Genomic DNA, 21,537 nt, shown 5'->3' with positions numbered 1-21,537 from the left:
GCTTGCTGCGGCGCGACCAACGACGTGATCCAAGCGGCCGTAACGTTTCCGTAAAGCCCCAGCGGTTTTCCGCTCCACGTGGCACTGTCTGCTCCGGCTGTGTCGGGGGGCATGGGCCATCTGGGGTAATTCGGAAATGAGAGAACCGCATGAGCACGACTGAGTCCGCTTCGCCCGCGACCGCGCCGGAGCCCACCCAGGAGCCCGCGCCGAAGAAGTCGAGCATCGGCAAGCGGATCCTGACCTACGTCGTCGGCCTCCTCGTCGCCGCCGGCGCGATCTACGCGTTCAACTACTTCTCCAGCGACGTCGCCCAGGCGAAGGTCGGCGACTGCGCCGCCATCACCGGCACGTCGACCAGCCCGGAGTACAAGCCGGTCGACTGCGGTGCCGCCGAGGCGAACTACGTGGTCGCCAAGGCCGGTGGCACGAGCGAGGTCTGCGGCACGGACTACGACGAGTACACCCAGACGCAGCGCCGCGGCCCGAAGACGAAGCTCTGCCTCGCGCCGGTCCTGCTCGAGGGCAAGTGCTACGGCGACAACGTCGGCGGCGTCGGCGCCAAGGTCGTCGAGTGCACCGGGTCGGCCGCCTTCAAGGTGACCAAGGTCGTGAAGGACGCCGCCGCACCGCAGTGCCCCGAGGCCGAGGAGGCGCGGTCGTTCCCCGAAGCGAAGATCCACTACTGCGTCGGCGCCCCCGCGTAGCAGGTACCACCTCGGCGAAACCGGAGTCGTGATCCACGGCTCCGGTTTCGCCGTCTTCCGCGCCACCCGTCGGAGAGGAAACCCAGTGACCGACCCCAACCACCCGCAGCAGCCGGGGCCCTACGGCCCGCCTCCCGGTGGCCAGCCGCAGCAGCCGTACGGCCAGCCCGGCCCGTACGGGCAGCCGCCCCAGCAGGGGTACCCGTACGCCCAGCCGGGCCAGCCCGGTCCGATGCCCGGCCAGCCCGGTCCGATGCCGGGCCAGCCCGGCGACCCGTACGGCCAGCCGAACCCCTACGGTCCTCCGCCCGGCCAGATGCCCGGTCAGCCCCTGGGACAGCCGATGCCGTACGGCCCGCCGCCGAAGAAGAGCGGTGCCGGCAAGGTCATCGGCTCGCTCGTCGGCATCGTCGTGCTGGTCGGCGGCGTCCTGCTGGTCAGGGCCCTGCTGAGCGGCGGCATCGGCGAGCCGTCGGCCAAGGCGGGCGACTGCGCGAGCGTCACGGGCACCACGATCAGCCCGAAGTACAAGAAGGTCGAGTGCGGAGCGCCCGAGGCGAACTACATCATCGCCAAGGCCATGAACTCGGCGTCGGAGGCGTGCCCGAGCGAGGACTACGCCGAGTACACCGAGACCGGCCGGCGCAGGTCGTCGCTGAAGCTCTGCCTGGTGGAGAAGCTCGAAGAGGGCAAGTGCTACCAGGAGGAGATGGTCAAGATCAACATGGAGGGCATGAAGGTCATCGACTGCTCCAAGGGCGGCAACGAGTTCTCCGTCCAGAAGGCGATGAAGGTGGAGAAGGTCGTGAAGGCCGCCACCGCCGACTGCGGTGAGGCCACGGCGGTCTCCTACACCGAGCCTTCGCCGGGCATCACGTACTGCGTCTCGCCGCTCGGCGGTCAGTGACCCCGGGGGCGACGCGGCCCGGCGGGTGCCCGTGCCGTGACGGAAGTGCTCACGCGCAGCGCGCGGTGGCGGAACGAGAAAAGGCGGGCCGGAGCACCGGCCCGCCTTCTCCCGCGTCCGCCGAGGGCTAGCTCGTGGTGCCCGGCGGCAGCAGCTGCTGCACGTCCAGACGGCCCGACAGCACGTCCTCGGTGTCCATCATGTCGGCGACGCGCTGGAGCCGGATCGGGTTCAGCGACAGCGGGAACGTGCCCACGGACACGAGGGCCGCGGTCGGCTGGTCGACGTCGGCGTAGCTCGTCAGCGAGTCCTGGACGGCCAGCTTGTTGGCCTGCGCGCGCTGCTGGGCGTCGCGCAGCACGTCCCGGAACACCTTCATCGTCTTCGGGTTCGCCTCGGCGAACTTCTTCGACGACGCGTAGCCGGACATCGGGAAGTCCAGCGTCGGGCCGCGCGCGGTGTCGGTGACGATCTTCGCGCCGATCTTGCGCTGCGCCTTCGTGATGAACGGCTCGATCATGAAGGCCGCGTCCACCTGACCGGACGTCAGCGCGTTCTCCATGTCCGCGAACGGCATCGAGGAGAACTTGATCTTCTGCTTCTCGACCGCGGCGGTGTCCAGCACGGCACGCGTGGTCAGTGCGCCGATGTCGGTCTCGTTGTTCACGGCGATGCGCGGGTTGGCCTTCTTGCCCGGGTCGTCGTAGTCCGAGGTCGCGGCCGTGACCAGCGCCATCGAGTTCTGACCGGCCTGGTAGGCCTCGCCCTGCAGCTGCAGCTCGCTGCCCTCGGCGACGGCGCGGAAGAGGCTGACGTGCGTGGCCCACGTGATGTCGAGCGTGGTGTCCAGCTGCTTGATGGCGTCGGTCTCGCTGGGCTGCGTGACCAGGTTGACCTGCAGGCCGGCCTTCTCGAACAGCTTCTCGTTCAGCGCGATCCGCAGCGGGGCCACGTCGACCACCGGCAGCACGCCGATGCGCAGGACGTTGCGCTCCATGTCCGCGGTGCCACCGTTCGACGAACTTCCGAACAGGCCGCAGCTCGCGGTCAGAACACACGTGATGAGCACTGCGGCAAGCCGCAGAGCTTTGGCTCGGGTAGCCATGGCACCTCTCGCCGGTAGGCCTTGAGTAGCATCGAATCGATCAGTGAGGGTCGCCACAGACCAGGTCGTCCGCAGCCCCAACAGGGCGTTCGGACGGAGGTGCAGCGTGCCGACAACCGGGGATGTTAACCACCTGAACGTATGAAACGACACCCCGTCTCGATACGGTGAGTGCTTCTGGAGACTTCCCCAGAGCCGGGGGTGACCATTACGCTCCCCGCCGGGTGGCACAGGTTGTTGTCGACCGACGTGTCTTCAGACGGGGTAGGGCGCCTCACCGGGCGAACCACCTCTGTGCTGCAATTCGGCCCGTTTGACGAGTCCATGCTCGGTCCTGGGGAGAGACCGGGACACTGCTGCTGGAAGAGGAAGCCCAGAGTGGCCCGACGTGAGAGAGGTCCCAGCCAGTTTGGCGTGGGTGACACCACACGCTCCGAAAGGCCCGAATCGGGTGACGGACTGGCTGCGCTGGGTGACGGAACGATGAACGTGACACCGGACTCGGTGAAGCACGACGTCGCGCCCGGAGCCGGTTCAGGACCTGCCCGATCCGCGGGATGGCGCCTGCGCAACTGGCGGTTGCGCACGAAGCTGCTCGCCGTTCTGCTCATCCCGACCGTCTGCGCGCTCGTCCTGGGTGGCTTGCGGGTGCGCAGCGACCTCGAGGCCGCGACGGAGCTCAACAACCTCGCGAACCAGATCCGCCTCGAGACGGCGGTCGCGGACCTCGTGCAGCAGCTCCAGCGCGAGCGGGACCTGTCGGTCAGCTACGTCGCGTCCAACAAGAAGGTCGACCGGGTCGTCCTCGAGCGCCAGCTGCGCCGCGTGAACGACACCACCGAGGCGTTCAACAACAAGATCGCCGAACTCAGCTCCGACCTGAACCCGGCGGCCGTCGAGCGCTTCCAGGTCGCGTTCAACCAGCTCAACCGCCTGAACAGCCTCCGCAACTCGGTGCGCGACACGCAGTACCCCGCCGAGGCCGTCCAGCGCACGTACTCGGAGTCGATCGAGACGCTCATCAACCTCGGTGAGCAGACGATCTCCGAGATCAACGACCCGGAACTGGTGCGACTGCACCTGACCACGAACGCCATCGCGCGCATCAAGGAGCAGGAGTCGCTCAAGCGGGCGATCCTCCTGGACGTCTTCCAGCGCAAGGCGTTCACGCCGGCCCAGCTGCGCGCCCTGCAGGCGGCCGACGCCGAGCTCGAAGCCGCCCGCAACGACTTCCGCAAGTCCGCGACGCCCGACCAGGCCAAGATCTACGACGACACCGTCACCGGCCTCATCGTCGACACCGCGAACGACATGCAGGAATCGGCGGTCAACCAGCAGGCAGGCCGCAAGGACTTCACGCAGCTGACGTCCGAGAAGTGGGACATCGCGGCCACGCTGACGGTCAACCTGACGCGTGACGTCGAGAACCTGCTGGTCGAGCAGCTGCAGAACAAGACGGACGACCTCGCGGGCGCCACCAGGACCCAGGCGTACATCGCGTCCGCCCTGGTGCTCGCGTTCCTCGCGCTCGCGCTGCTCATGGCGCTGTTCGTCGCCCGCTCGATCCTCAACCCGCTGCGCACGCTGCGCCGCACCGCCCTCGACGTCGCCGACCACGGTCTCCCGGACGCGGTCGAGCGGATCCTCGCGGACCCCGACCCGGAGAACGCGGCGAAGAACGCCGTCGAGCCGGTGCCGGTGCACACGCGGGAAGAGGTCGGCCAGGTGGCGCGCGCGTTCGACGCGGTGCACGGCGAAGCGGTGCGGCTGGCCGCCCAGCAGGCCCTCCTGCGCGACAACGTCAACGCGATGTTCGTCAACCTCTCCCGTCGCTCTCAGGCACTGGTCGAGCGCCAGCTGAACCTGATCGACCGCCTGGAGCAGGACGAGCAGGACCCGGACCAGCTGGCCTCGCTGTTCGAGCTGGACCACCTCGCGACCCGCATGCGCCGCAACTCGGAGAACCTGCTGGTCCTCTCGGGCACGGACCTCTCGCGGCGCCTGACCCGGCCCGTCCCGGCCGCCGAGGTCCTCGGCGCCGCGGTCTCCGAGGTCGAGCAGTACGCCCGCGTGCAGGTCGGCCAGACCCCGGACGTCACCGTCCAGGGCCGCGCGGTCAACGACCTCGTGCACCTCATCGCCGAGCTGCTGGACAACGCCACGGCGTTCTCCGACCCGGTCACCAAGGTCACCGTCCGCACGGCGAAGACCCGCAAGGGCGAGCTGGCGATCGAGATCCAGGACCGCGGCGTCGGCATGGGCGACCAGGAGATCATCGACGCGAATGACCGCCTGGCGGACCCGCCGGACGTCGACGTCGCCGTCTCCCGCCGGATGGGCCTGTACGTGGTCGCGCGGCTCGCCAAGCGCCACGACATCAAGGTCCGCCTGCGCGGCAACGAGGACATCGAGGGCGGCACGACGGCACTGGTGATCGTGCCGGAGACGCTCATCGCGATCCCCGGCCAGACTCCGGCCTCGCCCCCGCCGTCCGGTTCCGGGTCGCTCGCCTCCGCGTTCGGCATGTCGCCGTCCGCGCCGGCCCCGGCGATGCCCTCGCCGATGGCCCCGGCCGAGCACACGACGGAGATCGGCGCCACCGCGACGAGGGCCAGCGGCATCGCGGGCGCCTTCGGCGGTGCCACGGGCGTCCAGCCGCGGATCGACGAGTCGAGCCCGAGCATCCCGGTCAGCTTCGTCCCGAGCCCGATCACCGACACCGGTGCCGGCGCGACGGCGATCCCGGTCTTCAACGACCCGCCGATCGAGGACGTGACGCCGTCCGAGCGGTGGCGCCGCGACCAGCTGGCCGCCGTGGAGCCCGAGGGGTCGTTCGGCGAGCCCACGCTCTTCACGGCCTACGAGGACCGCAACGAGGAAGCCGGCGAGATCTCCTTCGAGCCGGGCTACGAGACCACGCAGTTCGTGCCGATTCCCCCGATCGAGGACGAGCCCGCCTCGTCCAACGGCGTCTCGCGCGCCTCGGTCGACGAGGGCCGCCTCGACATCGGGATGGCACACCGCAACGGCACCTCGGACGCCTCGCGCAAGAAGATCGAGCACGACCTGGACGCCCCGACGGAACGCCTGCCGATCTACGAGGCCGTCCTGTCGCAGTGGTTCCAGGCCGTCGGCAGCGAGACGTCCGCTTCGGCCGCTCAGCCGGTCCCGGCGGCCGCCGAGGGTGACGGCCGCGCCGACACCAACGGACACGTCGAGCCGAGGCTCGGCGGCGCCGACAAGGGTTCGGTCGAGTACATCGACGAGCCGGTGACGACCCCTCCGCTCTCGGACGGGCCCGAACCGGAGCTCCCGACCCGAACCCGCAAGCCCGTGCCGGCTGTGGCGCCCACGACCACGTCCGCCGCTGGTCTTCCCGTGCGCCAGCCGCGCGCGAAGATCCAGAAGGCGGCCGAGGAAGAAGTGATCGCACCCGCCGAGCAGGAGCGAGTTGTGGAACCGGAGCCCGTTGTGGAGGAGACTCCAGCGGCGGCACTCACTTCCGAGTCGGCTTGGCAATCGCCTGCCGACGAGGGATGGCACGCGGCTCAGGCGTTGTTGAACAAGACGCCGGAGACGAAGACGACGGCAGGATTGCCGAAACGGACACCGAAGGCTCAGCTCGTGCCAGGATCTGCAGCACCCAAGCCGCAGAGCCTGTCGCAGACAGCACAGCGCCCGCCGCTGCCGCCCCGCTCCGCTGACGCGGTGCGCGGACGGATGTCGAGCCTGCAGAGTGGTGTCAAGCGAGGCCGGCACGCATTGATCGAGGCATACGCTGGTGACCAGTCGAGCCGGCAGAACGAGGAGCAGGAGTGACGACCGCAGCGCAGCCAGGCAGCTTTGGTTGGCTTATCACCGACTTCGTGCGGAGGGTGCCCGGCGTGGCACATTCCGTTGTGGTGTCCGCGGACGGGCTGTTGCTCGCGGGATCCCAGGGCTTGCCCCGGGACCGCGCGGAACAGCTCTCCGCGGTCGCGTCCGGACTGGTCAGCCTCACCCAGGGTGCTGCCCGCTGCTTCGAGGCAGGCGGGGTCAACCAGACGGTCGTCGAGATGGAGCGGGGCTACCTGTTCCTCATGTCGATCAGTGACGGTTCTTGCCTCGCCGTTCTGGCGGCACCCAACTGCGACATCGGTCTCGTGGCCTACGAGATGACGCTGTTGGTGGAGAGAGTCGGTCAACAACTCACCCCTGAGCTGCGCGCGCAGCTTCAGGGCGTGGTCCGTCGCTAGACCTCATCTGAAGTTCAGGGGTGAGAACAAATGGCTGGTAGATCTGGCGCTAGAGGCCGTGGCTTCGGTAGGAACTTCAACTACCAGGAGTGGGCTTCTGGTGGGTTCCAGTTCGACGAGCCTGACGCGATACCCCAAGAACTAGAGGAAACCGAGGACGCGCCCCACGATGAGCGGGTTACAGGGCAAGGGCTAGGCGATATGTCTCAGCGTGAGGTGGACGACTCGTCGTCGTATCCGTACGACGACGTGCCGAACCGGTTCGACATAGACGGGTACGGCACCGGGCTGTTCGGTGGACCCGGTGCGGACCTCTTCGGCCAGCACGAGATGCCGGAGGCGGTGCCGGAGCAGTTGCCGTACACGACCGGCCCGCACCCGGTGTACAGCACCGGCGCGCAGCCGGCGTACAGCACCGGTGCGCAGCCCCAAGTGCGTCCGGAGGAGAATGCTTCTGCGGACTCGGGTTCACTGGTGCGGCCTTACACGCGCACCGGTGGACGCACACGACCCGACTACGACCTTGCGATCGAGGCGCTGATCTCCACCAGCGAGAAGGGCCTCGAACGGGATGCCGCAGTTCTTCCCGAGCACAGGTCCATCTGCGGGCTGTGTGTGGACACGCGGTCGGTGGCCGAGGTCGCGGCACTCCTACGCTTGCCTCTTGGCGTCGTTCGGGTGTTGATCGGCGACATGGCAAGCATGGGTTTGGTTTTGATTCACCAGGGCGGTCTGGTCGTGGGGGACCGGCCTTCCATGGAATTCCTGGAGAGGGTGCTCAGTGGGCTTCGCAGGCTCTAGTCCCCAGGGCGCCGAGGGCGCACGGAAGCCGACGACCTCCGCCAAGATCGTGGTGGCGGGTGGCTTCGGTGTGGGCAAGACGACGTTCGTCGGCTCGGTGTCCGAGATCGTCCCGTTGACCACCGAGGCGGTGATGACCGAGGCCAGCGCGGGGGTGGACGACCTCTCCGCCACGCCGAACAAGGTCACCACGACGGTCGCGATGGACTTCGGCCGCGTGTCGCTCGACAGCGACCTGATCCTGTACCTCTTCGGTACACCGGGTCAGCACCGGTTCTGGTTCATGTGGGACGACCTCGTGCGGGGTGCCATCGGCGCCATCGTGCTGGTCGACACCCGCCGCCTGGCCGACGCGTTCGCCTCGATCGACTTCTTCGACGACCGGCAGCTGCCGTACGTCGTGGGCGTCAACTGCTTCGACGGCCTCCTGCACCACAGGCTGGAGGACGTGCGCGAGGCGTTGACGATCGACGAGTCGGTGCCCATCGTCACGTGCGACGCGCGCAACCGGCAGTCGACCAAGCAGACGCTCATCACGCTGGTGGAGCACGCGATGCGCCAGTGGATGTCCGTCCGCGCGGGCTGAACTCCTTCCGCCGGAGTACGACCCGCACGACAACCGAACGAGGCGAGCGCCACCCGCGGGTGAGCGCTCGTCTCGTCGTTGTGCCCTGCTCAGCGCGGCGCCTTCGGCTACGCCCGCGTCAACCGACACCGCATCGCTGCACGACCACGTACGGGTGATTCGTGCCTCTCCACCGGGTGATGTCCGGCGGTCAGTCCTCGTCCACCAAAGCAGCGGACGTGACGCGGTGGAGCGGGAACCGCAGCACCTCTCCGTAGCTGTGGTCGTAGCCCTCGAGCAGCCCGCCGCCCACCACGTGGGGCTCGATCACGCGCTGTGCCGCCGTGCCGTGGGAGTCGACGAACCCGACGAGCACCCTGCGACGCGCCCGTGCGGCCTGCTGGAGCAGGGACAGGGTCGCGGACGGACCGGCGCCGAGGTGGCCGGGAACGGCCACGCGTTCACCCCTCGGCGTCGCCGCGGCACGGTCACCGGCGCGGACCAGCCGGACGAACTCGCCCAGCCGCTCGTCGGCGGGCACGGCCGGTGACGCCGGTTTGCGGGTGCCGCGCTGCCTCGGGGTGGTCCGGCGACCGCCCGGCCGCAGGTCGAGGACCTGGCCGTCGGGACCCTCCGCCGCCGGGGCGAACCCGGCCGAGCGCAGCCCGTCCAGCACGTCGGCCAGCGGCAGCGGGCTGACCAGGACCGTCGGCGCGATCCGGCGCAGCTCCAGCCGACCCGCCTCCGGGTGCGCGAGGACCTCGCTGATCAGCACCGGGTCGTCGCAGCGCAGGAACGAGCCCGCGGCGCCGCCGCGCAACCGGCCGTGGCGGCGCGCGGCGTCGTCGATCAGGTAGGTCAGCGACTGCGGGACTGGCGTGCGGGAGCGCAGCTTGAACAGCTCCTGCAGCTCGTCGGCGGTGCGCCCGGCGTCGAGCGCGCGGCGGACCGTGGCCTCGCTGACCCGGTAGACGGTGGCGCTGCCGGCCGACTCGACGTCCGCGACCAGGGCCATCTCGTCGGCGAGCTCCGGTTCGAGCCTGCCGGGGGCGACGACGGTCAGGTCCGCCTGCACCAGCACGTGGTCGAGCGGTGCGGGCAGCGCGTCGCCGAGGGACTTGGCGGCGTGGCCGGGACCCTCGTCGAGCAGCACGCGGCCCGCGCTCGTCAGCGCGCCGAGGGCCAGCACGCCGACCGCGGTGCCCTCCTCGACCGTCCAGCGCACCAGCTCGTCGCGCTGACGCCCGCCCCGGCGCGGTGAGCGCCAGCCGAGCAGCGCGGCGAGGTCGGCCGGGTTCGCGATCGAGGTGCCCCGGGGGAAGGCGCCGAGCGCCTCCAGGACCCAGCGGCGGTCGCGGGGGGCCTGGGCGCGGCGGATCTCGTCCGCGAGCGGGGTGAAGAGCTTCTCCTTCTCGTCGCGGCGGCCGATCAGCGCGGGCAGCCTCGGCAGCTCCAGCCACGCGTGGGCGACCGTGGCCCAGCGGACCTCGGCCGTCGCGGCGAGCCAGACGTCGGCCTTGGTCGTCGGCACCCACTCCGGTTCGGTGGCCTCGGTGTTCGCGACGAGGTCGGCGCCGACCACGAGCTCGATCAGCAGGGCCGCGCGCTGCTCGTCGACACCGAGGTCCTTGGCGGCCTTGCGCAGGTCGCGGACGCCCAGGCCGCCCGTCCGCAGCACCGGCGGCGGTTCGGCGGACCAGCTCGCGATCAGGTTCTCGACGTGCCGGACGAGCTCCAGGGCCTCGCCACCACCGGTCGCGTCGACGCTCGACTGCTGCAACGCCGTGGTCTTCGGCTTCGGCTCGGTGACCCGGATCGGGCCGAGCGGGCGTTCGCCGCGCAGTTCGAGGGCGATCTCCCGCGGCAGCTCCACGGTGCCGGGGTCGCGCCGCAGCAGCAGACCGCGCGCCAGGAGCCGTTGCACCGGCGTCTCGGCCTTCTCCAGCGGCACGATCCGCGAGGCGTCCTTGGTGTCGCCGATGGGCGGGCCCGCGGCGAGCTTCCGCAGGACGCGCTGCTCGCCCTCGCTGATGCCGTCGAGGTCGTAGGTCTGCCCCGTCGACCGGCCCAGCCCGCCGGGGTAGGAGCCGAACGCCTCGCGTGTGAGGGGCGCGACCGACAGCGCGTCGTCATCGCCCCACGCCAGTGCCAGGGACCGCAGCCGCGCGAGCGCCTGCTTGAGCGGCTTGGGCTTCACGTCCGGCCCGAGCAGGCCCGCGAGTGTGGGCAACGCCACGGGCGCGGCGTCCGCGCCCAGCACGACCAGGGCTTCGAGCACGGCCAGCGTGAACGTGTCGAGGTCCTCGCAGGCGCGCGCGATCGACGCCCTGGTGCCGACCCGTGTCGCGAGCACGGACATATCGGCAGGTGGGGGCGTTGCCAGGTCCGGACGCGCGCGCAGCAGTGCCACGAGCGAGGCGTCGTCCTGGGCGCGCAGCCAGTCGGCGAGAGTGATGCCGGACATTCTCACCACGGTATATGGGTCGCTGGAGATCGCGTCGTGCTCTGTCACACTTGTGGCGTCATCGGCACCACCGAGGAGGAGAACGTGGCGAAAGGACGCCCTGGACGGGTCGACCCGCACTGGCCGGATGGCCCCGACGGCGGTCACCCCGTCACCGAACTGACCAGCGACCTGCAGGGTGCGCTCTCCCCGTTCGGCACGGTGACGTTCCCGCTGCCGGTGGACGACCTGCCCTACACGCACCCGGTCACCGAGATCAACAAGTCCTGAACGTCCTCATCGGACTGTCAGGGCGGTCTTAAAACTGCCGAGTCGCGTGCGTACCGCAAAGGGCCCGGGGATAGGCTCGTTTCCCGCTTGAGCTGTACTTCGTGGGAGGACGACGATGCCGGTCCCCGGCCCTGGTTACTCGATCACCGTTCGACTGGAGGCGCCGCCGTCAGCGAGCGCCGCGGGTGACCTCACCTCGGCCGTCGGCCGCGCGGGCGGTGTGATCACGGCGTTCGACGTCGTGGAGTCGCACAACGACCGCGTCGTCATCGACCTCACCTGCAACGCCCTCTCGGCGAACCACGCCAAGGACATCACCGACACGCTGGAGACGCTGCCCGGCATCGTCGTCCGCAAGGTGTCGGACCGCACGTTCCTCGTGCACCTCGGCGGCAAGATCGAGATCTCGTCGAAGGTCCCGCTCCGCAACCGCGACGATCTCTCCCGCGCGTACACGCCGGGTGTCGCCCGCGTCTGCGAGGCCATCGCCAAGAACCCGGACGACGCGCGCCGCCTGACCATCAAGCGCAACACCGTCGCCGTGGTCACCGACGGCTCGGCCGTGCTCGGTCTCGGCAACCTCGGTCCCGCCGCCGCCCTGCCCGTGATGGAGGGCAAGGCCGCGCTGTTCAAGAAGTTCGCCGGCGTCGACGCCTGGCCCGTCTGCCTGGACACCCAGGACACCGAGGAGATCATCCGCGCGGTGGAGCTCATCGCTCCCGTGTACGGCGGCATCAACCTCGAGGACATCTCCGCTCCGCGCTGCTTCGAGATCGAGGCCCGCCTGCGCGAGAAGCTCGACATCCCCGTCTTCCACGACGACCAGCACGGCACGGCCATCGTCGTCGTCGCCGCCCTGCGCAACGCGCTGCGGGTCGTGAACAAGGACATCAAGGACTGCCGCATCACGGTCTGCGGTGTCGGCGCCGCCGGTTCCGCCATCATCCGTCTGCTGCAGGCCCAGACGCCGGGCGACATCATCGCCGTGGACGTCGACGGCATCGTGCACCGCGACCGCCCCGGCCTCGACTCGAACCTGAAGTCGATCGCCGCGTCGACCAACAAGGACAACCAGTCCGGACGCCTGCACGACGCCCTGGTCGGCTCGGACGTGTTCATCGGCGTCTCGGCCCCGAACCTGTTCGGTGCCGATCAGGTCGCCACGATGGCCAAGGACGCCATCGTGTTCGCGCTCGCCAACCCGGACCCGGAGATCGACCCGATGGAGGCCCAGCAGCACGCCGCCGTCGTCGCGACCGGCCGCTCGGACTTCCCGAACCAGATCAACAACGTCCTGGCGTTCCCCGGCGTCTTCCGCGGCCTGCTGGACGCGCACGCCAAGACCATCACCGACGCGATGCTGCTGGCCGCCGCGGCCGCGATCGCCGACGTGGTGGACGGCGACCGCCTGAACGCGTCGTTCATCGTCCCGTCGGTCTTCGACAACACCGTCGCGCCCGCCGTGGCCGAGGCGGTCCGCAAGGCGGCGGCCTCCTAGGAGGCCGTTCGACAGGGGGCAACGGTCAGACGCAGGCCTACGATCGCCGTATGACCAAGCAGTTCACCCACCTGGACTCCCAGGGCGCGGCCCGGATGGTCGACGTCTCCGGCAAGGAGCAGACCACCCGGACCGCCGTGGCCACCGGAATCCTGCACACGACCGCCGAGGTGGTCGAGCTGCTGGGAGCCGACGGCCTGCCCAAGGGCGACGCCCTGGCCACCGCCCGGATCGCGGGCATCATGGCGGCCAAGCGCACCTGGGAGCTCGTGCCGCTGTGCCACCCGATCGCCCTGTCGTCGGTGGTGGTCGACCTGGCCCTGGCCGAGGACTCGGTCCTGATCACGGCCACGGTCCGCACCACCGACCGCACCGGCGTCGAGATGGAGGCCCTGACCGCGGTCTCCGTGGCCGGGCTGACCCTGCACGACATGGTGAAGTCCGTCGACCCGGCGGCCTCGCTGGACGCGGTGCGGGTGCAGCGCAAGGAAGGCGGCAAGACCGGCCTGTGGGAACGCCCGTGAAGGCGGTGGTGATCACGGCCTCGAACCGCGCCGCCGCCGGCGTGTACGAGGACCGCAGCGGCCAGATCATCCTGGCGTGGCTCGTCGAGCGCGGGTTCTCGGCGTCCACGCCGGTGGTCGTGCCGGACGGCGAGCCGGTCCGCGAGGCACTGGCCGCCGCGGTGGCCGGTGGTGCCGACCTGGTCGTGACGACCGGAGGCACCGGCATCAACCCGACCGACCGGACCCCGGAGATGACCAGGGCCGTGCTGGACTACGAGATCCCCGGCCTGGCCGACGCGATCCGCATGTCCGGCTGGCCGCGGGTCCCGGGCTCCGTGCTCTCGCGCGGGGTGGCCGGCGTGGCGGGCCGGACGCTGGTCGTCAACCTGCCGGGCTCCACCGGAGGCGTGCGGGACGGCCTGGACGTGCTCGGCACCGTCGTGGAGCACGCGCTCGACCAACTGCGTGGAGGTGACCACCGATGAGCGTGGTGCTGCGGGCCGTCGTGACCTCGGAGCCGTTGTCGGTGCAGGAGCACGCCGCTCTCGTCGAGTCCGAACGCGCCGGCGCGGTGGTGACCTTCTCCGGTGTCGTCCGGGACCACGACGGCGGGCGGTCGGTGCTGGAGCTCGAGTACCACTCGCACCCCTCGGCAGAGGACGTCGTCGTCGAGGTGGTCTCCTCGCTGGCCACGAAGTACCCCGGTGTGCACGGGATCGCCGTGTCGCACCGGGTCGGGCCGTTGAAGATCGGTGACGTGGCCCTGGCCTGCGCGGTGGCCGCCGAGCACCGGGGGGAGGCCTTCGCCCTGTGCTCCGACCTGGTGGACGAGGTGAAGGCCCGGCTGCCGGTGTGGAAGCGGCAGGTGTTCTCCGACGGGCAGGACGAGTGGGTCAACTGCCCCTGAGCCCGGCTTTGGCGAGCCGGGGCCGTGCGTGGTGCGCTTGGCCCTTGCTCGCCGTACTTCGGGCGGTGCCGGTCCGTGCTCGGCTCTGGTGAGCCGGGGCCGTTCGTGGTGCGCCTGGTGCTTGGTCGTCGCTTGCCGTACTTCGGGCGGTGTCGGGCCGTGCTCGGCTCTGGTGAGCCGGGATCGTTCGTGGTGCGCCTGGTGCTTGGTCGTCGCTTGCCGTACTTCCGGCGGTGCTGGGCCGTGCTCGGCTCTGGTGAGCCGGGGTCGTTCGTGGCGCACCCAGCGCCCGACCCTCGCTTGCCGTACTTCCGGCGGTGCCGGACCCTGTCGGCTCTGGTGAGCTGGGACCGTCCGTAGCGCACCCGGCGCCCGACCCTCACTAGCCGCACTTCCGGCGGTGCCGGACCCGGCCCGGCCCGGCCCGCCTCGACCAGCGCCCCGGCAGCCCGCGTCCACCCGCTGCCGCAAGCGCCCCTTCCGCGCCGGCCGAACCCGGAGACGCAGGCAGGGACCTCACCGTCGGGGGGTCACGGTGAGGTCCCTGGTCCTGTGTCAGCCCACGGGTGCGGGGCCGGCGATCATGCGGCCTGTCCTGGTCCTGCTCAGATCAGGATCTTGTGGCCCGGGAAGATCAGGTCGGGGTTCGTGAGGAAGCCCTTGTTCTTCTCCACGATGGCCTGGTAGCCGCCGGCGACCTTGTTGGCGTCGGCGATCTTCGACAGGGTGTCGCCCGCCTTGATCTCGTAGTTGCCGTTCGGGTTCGACTTCGACGCGTCGAGGACCACGACGGGAGCCTGCTGCACGGGGGCCGCCTGGCGCTGCTGCTGCTGCTTCTGCTGCACCGGGGCCTTCCGCTGCTGCGGGGCCGGGGCGGTGCGCTTGGCGACCTGACCCGCGCCCAGTTTGGCGCTGCAGGCCGGCCACGCCTGGGGGCCCTGGCCGGCCAGCACGCGCTCGGCGACAGCGATCTGCTGCTCGCGGGAGGCGTTGGCCGGGTTGCCCTGGCCGCCGAAGGCGTTCCAGGTCTGCTGCGTGAACTGCAGGCCGCCGTAGTAGCCGTTGCCCGTGTTGGCGCCCCAGTTACCACTTGCCTCGCACTGCGCGAGGGCGTCCCAGTCCATTCCGGGGGCGGCGTTGGCGGTGCCAACGGCCAGGCCCAGAGGGGCGCCGGCGATGATGCCGACAGCCGCGACCTTGGCGATAGTGCGAGCGGCGGAACCCTGCTTGCCCTTGTTGCCTCGGTTGAAAGCCATGTGCCTCTCGGTCCACCCGCACCTGCTGCCAGGAAACTCGGGTTCGGGCCCGGTGTGTTCCTGCGCTCCCAGTCCGGCGGTTTCTCTCGCTCGGGGATTTTCCGGAGAACCCTCGGACTGGGTTCGGTGCACGGTTCTCCGGTCTAGCTCGTGACTGGTCGGGGCCAGCCGAGGAGCGACCGTACGTAACCGTCGAGCCGGTCTCCAAATGTTTCGCGCTGTGACACGCGTCACTGTAATGACTCGGAGACTTGTGCTAACCCGACGAACGTGCAGCTCAGAGAGCCGTTATCGTTCCGTTTCCCTTCTGAGATCGTTCGAGATCTATCACTCAAAGTGAGGCATGGCTCACGTGTGTCGGCCGTTCGTGGCGACTCCCGCGACGCCTCCGAAAAGCGTCCGGCGGGGCGACGCGGTCGACCGGAGCGGGACGAGTCGTCAAGATCAGGTGCATGAGCAAGGAGACGCGGCAGGCGGCGTTGCACCGCGCGCTGAGGGCGAAAGCCGGTCAGCCCGTCCTGTTCGGCGACCTCGTCCGCGCGGTCTGGGGCGACGAGGCACCGGCGCGGCCGCTGCCCGCGCTGCGGACCCTGGTGCGCAGGCTGAGGCGGTCCGTCGACGACGAGATCGTCACGGACGCCTCCGGCTACCGGCTCGTCGTGCGCGCGCCCGGTCCGGCGCAGCTCCCCGCGGACCTCCCGGACTTCGTCGGCCGCGAGGACGAACTGACCGCGCTGTCCACCTCCACCTCGGCCGTGCTCGCGATCACCGGTCCGCCCGGCGTCGGCAAGACCGCGCTCGCCGTCAAGCTCGCGCACCGCATCCGCGACCGCTTCCCCGACGGCCAGCTGCACGTCGACCTGCGCGGCTTCGCGGTGGGCCCGGCCGTCGGCCTCGACCAGGCGCTGGGCCGTTTCCTGCGCGCGCTGGGCGTGCCGCCCGCGAACGTCCCGCCCGGCCGCGACGAGCAGATCGCGCTCTACCGGTCGAAGCTGCGAGGCCGGAAGGTGCTGGTGCTGCTGGACAACGCGACCGAGCTGAGTCCGCTCGTGCCCGGCGTTGAAGGCTGCACGGCCATCGTGACCAGCCGCAACGAGCTCCCCGGTCAGACCGGCCTCGCCGTGCTGGCCGACGACGAGGCCGGTGCGCTGCTCGACCGCATGGGGGTCGACGGCTCGCCGGACGACCGCGCCGAGCTGATCAGGTTGTGCGCGCACCTGCCGCTGGCGCTGCGCATCGCGGGGGCCCACCTGGCCGACCGGCACCTGCCCGACTACCTCGACGAGCTGCGCGGCGACGGCAGGCTCGACGCGCTCGAGATCGAGGGCGACGCGGCGGTGCGCGCGGCGTTCGCGCTGTCCCACAAGGCTTTGCCGGACGACGCACGCCACCTCTTCGGACTGTTGAGCGTCCACCCCGGCGCGGACTTCGACGTGGAGGACACAGCCGCGCTCGCCGATCTGTCCATTGAGGACGCTGCTCGCCTGCTCGACGTCCTGGTGGGCGCCGGACTCGTGCAACGGGCAGAGGAGCAGTTCGTGCTGCACGACCTGATCCGGCTCTTCGCCTCGGAGCAGGCGGGTGAGGAGGCGCAGCAGGCGTTGCACAGGCTCTTGTCCTATTACACGGCCACCGCGTCCCAGGCGGCGGAAATTCTCGTCCCCGCGATGACGCAGCTGCAACGACCTGCCCTCGCCGTGCCGGGCCGCAGGTTCGCGACCGCCGTGCAGGCGCGCGGGTGGCTCGACGCCAAACGCGCGGTGCTGGTGGCGGCGGTCCAGGTCGCACCGCATCCGTTCGCCTGCCATCTCGCGGATGCGTTGCGCGGTTACCTCAACAACAACGGTTACCGGCCGGAACAGCGGGTGGTGCTGGCCGCCGGGCTCGCATCGGCACGCTCGGCGGGCGATCGGGCCGGTGAGACGGCGATGCTCAACGGCACCGGGCAGCTCCACTGGAGGCTCGGCGCGTTCGCCGAAGCCCTGCGGTTCTACGACGCCGCTGTCGAGCTGGCCGCGTCCGACCTGATGAAGGGCACGTTGCTGAGCAACGCGGGACTGGTGAAGCGGGACATGGGCGACTTCGCGGGCGCGCTGGCGGACCTGGAGCGGGCGCGGCGGCTGTCGCGGAGCCACCCGGCACTGCACGTGAACGTGGTGCTGAACCTGGGCACGGTCCACGGTGTCCGGGCGGAGCTGCGCAAGGCCGCCGCCCACTTCGAGGAGGCTTGGCGGCTCGCGGAGCGGCACGCGTCCCCTGGCAGCGTCGCCGCGGCCCGCGAGGGGCTCGGGGTCGCTCTCATCGAGCTGGGGAGGTACGAGGAGGCGCGTCCGCACCTGGAGTCCGCTTTGGCCGGCTACCGGGAGGTCGGGCGGTCCAAGCCGAACCTGCTGGTGAACCTCGCCGACCTGACCGCGGCGGCAGGGCGGGACGAGGAGGCGCGGACCTGGGCGCTGAGGTGCCTGGAGCTGGCGCAGGAGACCGGTGACACGCGGGTGCAGGTGGAGGCGTTGATCAGGCTGGGCGACCAGGGGCCGGCGGTCGCACTGGCGGAGGCGATCAACTACCCGCTCGGCCGGCGCCGAGCGCAGCTCGTCCTCGCGAGGACGGATCCGGGACTCGCCGAAGAGCTGCTGCGGGACGTCCGGGACAGCGGCGACCTGCTGCTGGAGTCCAGGGCGCTGCTCGCCCTGGCCGAGGCCACCGCCGATCCGGACAGGGCACGGGAGGCGCTGGACACCGCCAAGGCACGCGAACAGGCCGGGGTGGTCGCGGAGGTGGAGGCGTTCCTGGCCGCTCAGCCGCCCGCGAACGGCGGCAGCACGTCCAGCTGAGACCCGGCGGGCACGCGCGTCGACGTGTCGCGCACCGCCACTCCGTCCAGCAGGAAGCTCGACGCCGCGAGGACCTTGCCGAGCTTGTCGCCGTGCCGTTCGCCGATGGTGCTCACCACGAGCGCCACGGTGGGCTCGGCGGCGTCGAGCAGCAGGTCCTCGTCGGCCACCCCGGCCGCGGCCCGAGCACCCGCGAAGTAGCGGACGTTCACGGCGGTGCTCACTGTCATCCTCCGATGGAGCTCATGGGGCGGTCGGGCTGCGAGAAGCCCGCGTCGTTGATGCCGTGACCGGCCGCCTTCGCCCACATCGTGGCGCGCCAGGCGTCGGCGATCGCGGAGTCGGGGGAGCCGTCGCGCAGCAGTGCGCGCAGGTCGGTCTCGCCGTTGCTGAACAGGCAGTTGCGGATCTGGCCGTCCGAGGTGAGCCGGGTGCGGTCGCAGGCGGCGCAGAACGGCCTGGTCACCGACGCGATGACGCCGACGACCGCGGGGCCGCCGTCGACCAGCCAGCGCTCGGCCGGGGCACCACCGCGCGGGACCTCCGACGGGGTCAGCGTGAAGGCGGCCGAGAGCTTCGTGAGGATCTCATCGGCCGTGACCATGTTCGTGCGAGTCCAGCCGTGCTGCGCGTCCAGCGGCATCTGTTCGATGAACCGCAGCTGGTAGCCGTTCTCGACGCAGAACCGCAGCAGCGGGACGGCCTCGTCCTCGTTCACGCCGCGCATCAGCACGGAGTTGACCTTCACCGGCTCCAGCCCGGCCTCGCGGGCGGCGTCGAGGCCGTCCAGCACGTCCGTGATGCGGTCTCGCCTGGTCAGCGTCGCGAACTTCGCGGGGTCGAGGGTGTCGAGCGAGATGTTGATCCGGTTCAGGCCGGCGTCCTTCAACGACCGCGCGCGCCGGGCGAGCCCGATGCCGTTCGAGGTCATCGACATGCGCGGACGCGGCTCCAGCTCGGCGGTCGCGGCGATGACCTGCTCCAGGCCGCGCCGCAGCAACGGCTCGCCGCCGGTGAACCGGATGTCCGTGACACCCAGGTCGACCACCGCGATCCGGATGAGCCTGATCAGCTCGGCGTCGGTGAGCAGCTCGTCCTTGGCCAGCCAGTCGAGGCCCTCGGCCGGCATGCAGTAGGTGCAGCGCAGGTTGCAGCGGTCGGTGAGCGAGACCCGCAGGTCCTTCGCCACCCGGCCGAACCTGTCGACGAGCAGGGGCGAGTCCGGACGCGTGGACGCGTCGGGTGTGCCGCGCACGACGGGTAGTCCCAACTCCACTGCTGTCACCTTGTTCAGCTTAATGAACAACTCCTTGTAGGTGACTCCACGAACGAGATTTCTCACGGTCAGCTCCGTTGGAGCAATCTCACGACAAATTGTTTTACTAGCTAAGATGTTCGGCATGGAACCGGAAGTGATGGAGAGGTTCACCTGGTACATGCGGGAGCAGAGCGCGCTCACCGTCATGTTCCACGCGCGCGTGGCTGAGCAGATGGGGCTGTCCGCGACCGACGAGAAGTGCCTCGATCTCGCCATTCGGGCGGAGGGCCCGCTCACCGCCGGGCGCATCGCCGAGCTCTCCGGCCTGTCCACCGGTGCCGTCACGGGGGTGATCGACCGGCTGGAGCGCGCCGGTTATGTCCGCCGTGTCCGGGACCCGCGCGACCGCCGCAAGGTCCTCGTCGAGGTCACACCAGGTGACCTGGAGAAGTTCGGCGCGCCGTTCGAGAAGGCCCGCGACAGCATGGTCGAGGTCCTGGAGCAGTTCGACGCGGCCGAGCTCGAGGTGATCGAGCGTTATCTCAAGCTCCAGACCGAGACGTTCCGCAAGCGCGTGATCGATACTTAGGCCATGTGGCACTACTTGATGGACATGGACGGCGTCCTCGTGCACGAGGAGCACCTGATCCCCGGAGCCGACGAGTTCGTCGCGGAGCTGCGCGCTTCCGAGACGCCGTTCCTCGTGCTCACCAACAACTCCATCTACACGCCACGGGACCTGCGAGCACGTCTGCAGCGCACCGGCCTGGACATCCCGGAGCAGTCCATCTGGACGTCCGCGCTGGCCACGGCCCGGTTCCTCGACTCGCAGCGCCCGAACGGCTCGGCGTTCGTCATCGGCGAGGCCGGCCTCACGACCGCGCTGCACGAGATCGGCTACGTGCTGACCGACCGCGACCCGGACTACGTCGTGCTCGGCGAGACGCGCACCTACAGCTTCACCGCGATCACGAAGGCCATCCGGCTGGTCGAGGAGGGCGCGAAGTTCATCGCGACCAACCCCGACGCCACCGGCCCGTCGCGCGAGGGCTCGCTGCCCGCGACCGGCGCCGTGGCGGCGTTGATCGAGCGCGCCACCGGACGCGAGCCGTACTACGTGGGCAAGCCGAACCCGTTGATGATGCGCTCGGCCCTGCGCGCCCTGGGCTCGCACTCCGAGCAGGCGCTGATGATCGGCGACCGGATGGACACCGACGTGCGGTCCGGCCTGGAAGCGGGCCTGTCGACCATCCTCGTGCTGTCCGGGGTCTTCAGCGCCGAGACGGCCGAGATGTACCCGTACCGGCCGACGCGCGTGCTGAAGTCGATCGCGGAGCTCGTCGGTCACTCCGCGGACCCGTTCGGCGACTGGGCTGACCGCTGACGCGCGAGGATCCATCACCTATCGTCGCGGAGGTGGACACGGATCGACGCCCGATGTACGTCGTGGGTGACGTGCACGGGCACCTAGCCGAACTGATCAGAGCGCTGCACGTCGCCGGGCTGTGCGACGAGGAGGGGCGCTGGTCGGGCGGCGAGGCCGAGCTGTGGTTCCTCGGCGACTTCGTGGACCGCGGTCCCGACGGCGTGGGCGTGATCGACCTGGTCATGCGACTGGGCGAGGAGGCGGCGGAGGCGGGCGGCACGGTCAGCTCGCTCATCGGCAACCACGAGGTGCTGCTGCTCGGCATGCACCGGTTCGGCGACGAGCAGGTGCCGGACAGCCTCGGGCCGCGGTCGTTCGCGCGGAGCTGGCTGCTCAACGGCGGCCTGCGCAGCGACCAGGACCGGCTGACCGACGAGCACGTCGAGTGGCTCACCACGAGGCCCGTGCTGAAGCTGCGCGACGACCACCTGCTGATGCACTCCGACACGGCGGCCTACCTCGAATGGGGGTCCTCGATCGAGGAGGTCAACGAGGCCGTCCGCCAGGTGCTCGGGAGCGACGACCTGGTCGAGTGGTGGGAGTGCTGGCGCAAGATGACGACCCGCTACGCGTTCCGCGGTCCGCAGGGCCCGGAAATCGCGGACGAGCTGCTCGCGACCCTCGGGGGCAGCCGGATCGTGCACGGGCACAGCGTCATCGCCGACCAGCTAGGGGTGCCGCCGGGGGAGATCGACGGGCCTCTCGTGTACGCCGGCGACAAGGTGCTGGCGATCGACGCGGGGCTCTACAGCGGCGGTCCGTGCCTGGTCGTGCCCTTGCCATACGCGGGAGCCTGAC

Annotated in this window: 20 protein-coding genes; 15 read left to right on the top strand and 5 right to left on the bottom strand. The window is 70.3% G+C overall.

What is annotated here, in order from left to right; translation table 11 throughout:
- Window positions 1-149: 149 nt before the first annotated feature.
- A complete protein-coding gene (locus L6E10_RS17850) occupies window positions 150-707 on the top strand; it encodes a hypothetical protein (protein WP_236220624.1) in 558 nt (185 codons plus the stop codon).
- Between the two features lie 85 nt (window positions 708-792).
- Window positions 793-1,614, top strand: coding sequence for a hypothetical protein (locus L6E10_RS17845; RefSeq protein WP_236220623.1), 822 nt, complete (start codon window positions 793-795; stop codon window positions 1,612-1,614).
- A gap of 127 nt (window positions 1,615-1,741) precedes the next feature.
- Here L6E10_RS17845 and L6E10_RS17840 read toward each other — a convergent pair whose 3' ends face one another.
- On the bottom strand, window positions 1,742-2,611 hold the full coding sequence (locus L6E10_RS17840) for an ABC transporter substrate-binding protein (protein WP_236220622.1): 870 nt from the start codon (window positions 2,609-2,611) through the stop codon (window positions 1,742-1,744).
- 591 nt (window positions 2,612-3,202) lie between these two features.
- Here L6E10_RS17840 and L6E10_RS17835 point away from each other — a divergent pair.
- From L6E10_RS17835 to L6E10_RS17820, 4 genes are read left to right on the top strand one after another with little or no spacing between them, the layout of a single operon-like run.
- A complete protein-coding gene (locus tag L6E10_RS17835; RefSeq protein ID WP_236220621.1) occupies window positions 3,203-6,538 on the top strand; it encodes a nitrate- and nitrite sensing domain-containing protein in 3,336 nt (1,111 codons plus the stop codon).
- On the top strand, window positions 6,535-6,954 hold the full coding sequence (locus tag L6E10_RS17830) for a roadblock/LC7 domain-containing protein (protein ID WP_030470879.1): 420 nt from the start codon (window positions 6,535-6,537) through the stop codon (window positions 6,952-6,954). Before L6E10_RS17835 ends, L6E10_RS17830 begins: the two co-directional genes overlap by 4 nt.
- Window positions 6,955-6,984: 30 nt before the next feature.
- Window positions 6,985-7,755 carry a DUF742 domain-containing protein gene (locus tag L6E10_RS17825; RefSeq protein ID WP_374236870.1) on the top strand — a complete coding sequence of 257 codons (771 nt, stop codon included), beginning with the start codon at window positions 6,985-6,987 and terminating at the stop codon, window positions 7,753-7,755.
- Complete coding sequence (locus tag L6E10_RS17820) at window positions 7,736-8,341, top strand: ATP/GTP-binding protein (RefSeq protein ID WP_030470877.1); 606 nt, start codon at window positions 7,736-7,738, stop codon at window positions 8,339-8,341. Before L6E10_RS17825 ends, L6E10_RS17820 begins: the two co-directional genes overlap by 20 nt.
- Window positions 8,342-8,531: 190 nt before the next feature.
- Here L6E10_RS17820 and L6E10_RS17815 read toward each other — a convergent pair whose 3' ends face one another.
- Window positions 8,532-10,784: a helicase-associated domain-containing protein gene (locus tag L6E10_RS17815; RefSeq protein WP_236220619.1), complete on the bottom strand. Its 2,253-nt coding sequence runs from the start codon at window positions 10,782-10,784 to the stop codon at window positions 8,532-8,534.
- Between the two features lie 84 nt (window positions 10,785-10,868).
- On the opposite strand from L6E10_RS17815, the gene L6E10_RS17810 reads away from it, so the two are divergent.
- The 5 genes from L6E10_RS17810 (at window position 10,869) to L6E10_RS40845 (ending at window position 13,965) form a co-directional block, all read left to right on the top strand.
- Window positions 10,869-11,054, top strand: a complete 186-nt coding sequence (locus L6E10_RS17810) for a hypothetical protein (RefSeq protein ID WP_090097748.1) — start codon at window positions 10,869-10,871, stop codon at window positions 11,052-11,054.
- A gap of 115 nt (window positions 11,055-11,169) precedes the next feature.
- Window positions 11,170-12,552 carry an NAD-dependent malic enzyme gene (locus L6E10_RS17805; RefSeq protein ID WP_236220618.1) on the top strand — a complete coding sequence of 461 codons (1,383 nt, stop codon included), beginning with the start codon at window positions 11,170-11,172 and terminating at the stop codon, window positions 12,550-12,552.
- 50 nt (window positions 12,553-12,602) lie between these two features.
- Window positions 12,603-13,076: a cyclic pyranopterin monophosphate synthase MoaC gene (gene moaC / locus L6E10_RS17800; protein WP_090097419.1), complete on the top strand. Its 474-nt coding sequence runs from the start codon at window positions 12,603-12,605 to the stop codon at window positions 13,074-13,076.
- Window positions 13,073-13,543, top strand: coding sequence for a molybdenum cofactor biosynthesis protein B (locus tag L6E10_RS40850; RefSeq protein ID WP_236220617.1), 471 nt, complete (start codon window positions 13,073-13,075; stop codon window positions 13,541-13,543). The genes moaC and L6E10_RS40850 overlap by 4 nt, the downstream gene beginning before the upstream one ends.
- Window positions 13,540-13,965 carry a molybdenum cofactor biosynthesis protein MoaE gene (locus L6E10_RS40845; protein WP_236220616.1) on the top strand — a complete coding sequence of 142 codons (426 nt, stop codon included), beginning with the start codon at window positions 13,540-13,542 and terminating at the stop codon, window positions 13,963-13,965. The genes L6E10_RS40850 and L6E10_RS40845 overlap by 4 nt, the downstream gene beginning before the upstream one ends.
- A gap of 605 nt (window positions 13,966-14,570) precedes the next feature.
- Here the strand turns inward: L6E10_RS40845 and L6E10_RS17785 are convergent.
- Window positions 14,571-15,221: a transglycosylase family protein gene (locus L6E10_RS17785; RefSeq protein WP_236220615.1), complete on the bottom strand. Its 651-nt coding sequence runs from the start codon at window positions 15,219-15,221 to the stop codon at window positions 14,571-14,573.
- Between the two features lie 452 nt (window positions 15,222-15,673).
- Here L6E10_RS17785 and L6E10_RS17780 point away from each other — a divergent pair, with 452 nt between their 5' ends.
- Window positions 15,674-18,055, top strand: a complete 2,382-nt coding sequence (locus L6E10_RS17780; RefSeq protein WP_236220614.1) for a tetratricopeptide repeat protein — start codon at window positions 15,674-15,676, stop codon at window positions 18,053-18,055.
- On the opposite strand, the gene L6E10_RS17775 is transcribed toward L6E10_RS17780, so the two are convergent.
- Both L6E10_RS17775 and moaA read right to left on the bottom strand, forming a co-directional pair.
- Window positions 18,019-18,285, bottom strand: a complete 267-nt coding sequence (locus L6E10_RS17775) for a MoaD/ThiS family protein (RefSeq protein WP_090097414.1) — start codon at window positions 18,283-18,285, stop codon at window positions 18,019-18,021. The two genes, L6E10_RS17780 and L6E10_RS17775, sit on opposite strands and share 37 nt — an antisense overlap.
- Window positions 18,282-19,340: a GTP 3',8-cyclase MoaA gene (gene moaA, locus L6E10_RS17770; RefSeq protein ID WP_236220613.1), complete on the bottom strand. Its 1,059-nt coding sequence runs from the start codon at window positions 19,338-19,340 to the stop codon at window positions 18,282-18,284. Before moaA ends, L6E10_RS17775 begins: the two co-directional genes overlap by 4 nt.
- A gap of 115 nt (window positions 19,341-19,455) precedes the next feature.
- On the opposite strand from moaA, the gene L6E10_RS17765 reads away from it, so the two are divergent.
- From L6E10_RS17765 to L6E10_RS17755, 3 genes are read left to right on the top strand one after another with little or no spacing between them, the layout of a single operon-like run.
- Window positions 19,456-19,902, top strand: a complete 447-nt coding sequence (locus L6E10_RS17765) for a MarR family winged helix-turn-helix transcriptional regulator (RefSeq protein WP_236220612.1) — start codon at window positions 19,456-19,458, stop codon at window positions 19,900-19,902.
- A 3-nt stretch (window positions 19,903-19,905) separates the two neighbouring features.
- Window positions 19,906-20,697: an HAD-IIA family hydrolase gene (locus tag L6E10_RS17760; RefSeq protein ID WP_236220611.1), complete on the top strand. Its 792-nt coding sequence runs from the start codon at window positions 19,906-19,908 to the stop codon at window positions 20,695-20,697.
- A gap of 53 nt (window positions 20,698-20,750) precedes the next feature.
- Entirely contained in the window at window positions 20,751-21,536 is a 786-nt protein-coding gene (locus tag L6E10_RS17755) for a metallophosphoesterase (RefSeq protein ID WP_236221110.1), read from the top strand.
- Window position 21,537: the final 1 nt, after the last annotated feature.

Origin of the sequence: Lentzea sp. CC55 (assembly GCF_021056325.1) — a bacterium.
In the GTDB taxonomy this organism is placed as follows: domain Bacteria; phylum Actinomycetota; class Actinomycetes; order Mycobacteriales; family Pseudonocardiaceae; genus Lentzea; species Lentzea jiangxiensis.
This window is presented reverse-complemented; position numbering and strand designations above follow the sequence as displayed.

Excerpts from the sequence above, each read along its gene's own strand:
- L6E10_RS17825 (WP_374236870.1), top strand. The coding sequence starts at position 6,985 with ATGGCTGGTAGATCTGGCGCTAGAGGCCGTGGCTTCGGTAGGAACTTC.
- moaC (WP_090097419.1), top strand. The coding sequence starts at position 12,603 with ATGACCAAGCAGTTCACCCACCTGGACTCCCAGGGCGCGGCCCGGATG.
- L6E10_RS17805 (WP_236220618.1), top strand. The coding sequence starts at position 11,170 with ATGCCGGTCCCCGGCCCTGGTTACTCGATCACCGTTCGACTGGAGGCG.
- L6E10_RS17780 (WP_236220614.1), top strand. The coding sequence starts at position 15,674 with ATGAGCAAGGAGACGCGGCAGGCGGCGTTGCACCGCGCGCTGAGGGCG.
- L6E10_RS17775 (WP_090097414.1), bottom strand. The coding sequence starts at position 18,285 with ATGACAGTGAGCACCGCCGTGAACGTCCGCTACTTCGCGGGTGCTCGG.
- L6E10_RS17755 (WP_236221110.1), top strand. The coding sequence starts at position 20,751 with ATGTACGTCGTGGGTGACGTGCACGGGCACCTAGCCGAACTGATCAGA.
- L6E10_RS17850 (WP_236220624.1), top strand. The coding sequence starts at position 150 with ATGAGCACGACTGAGTCCGCTTCGCCCGCGACCGCGCCGGAGCCCACC.
- L6E10_RS17835 (WP_236220621.1), top strand. The coding sequence starts at position 3,203 with ATGAACGTGACACCGGACTCGGTGAAGCACGACGTCGCGCCCGGAGCC.
- L6E10_RS40845 (WP_236220616.1), top strand. The coding sequence starts at position 13,540 with ATGAGCGTGGTGCTGCGGGCCGTCGTGACCTCGGAGCCGTTGTCGGTG.
- L6E10_RS17840 (WP_236220622.1), bottom strand. The coding sequence starts at position 2,611 with ATGGAGCGCAACGTCCTGCGCATCGGCGTGCTGCCGGTGGTCGACGTG.
- L6E10_RS17765 (WP_236220612.1), top strand. The coding sequence starts at position 19,456 with ATGGAACCGGAAGTGATGGAGAGGTTCACCTGGTACATGCGGGAGCAG.
- L6E10_RS17815 (WP_236220619.1), bottom strand. The coding sequence starts at position 10,784 with ATGTCCGGCATCACTCTCGCCGACTGGCTGCGCGCCCAGGACGACGCC.
- L6E10_RS17785 (WP_236220615.1), bottom strand. The coding sequence starts at position 15,221 with ATGGCTTTCAACCGAGGCAACAAGGGCAAGCAGGGTTCCGCCGCTCGC.
- L6E10_RS17760 (WP_236220611.1), top strand. The coding sequence starts at position 19,906 with ATGTGGCACTACTTGATGGACATGGACGGCGTCCTCGTGCACGAGGAG.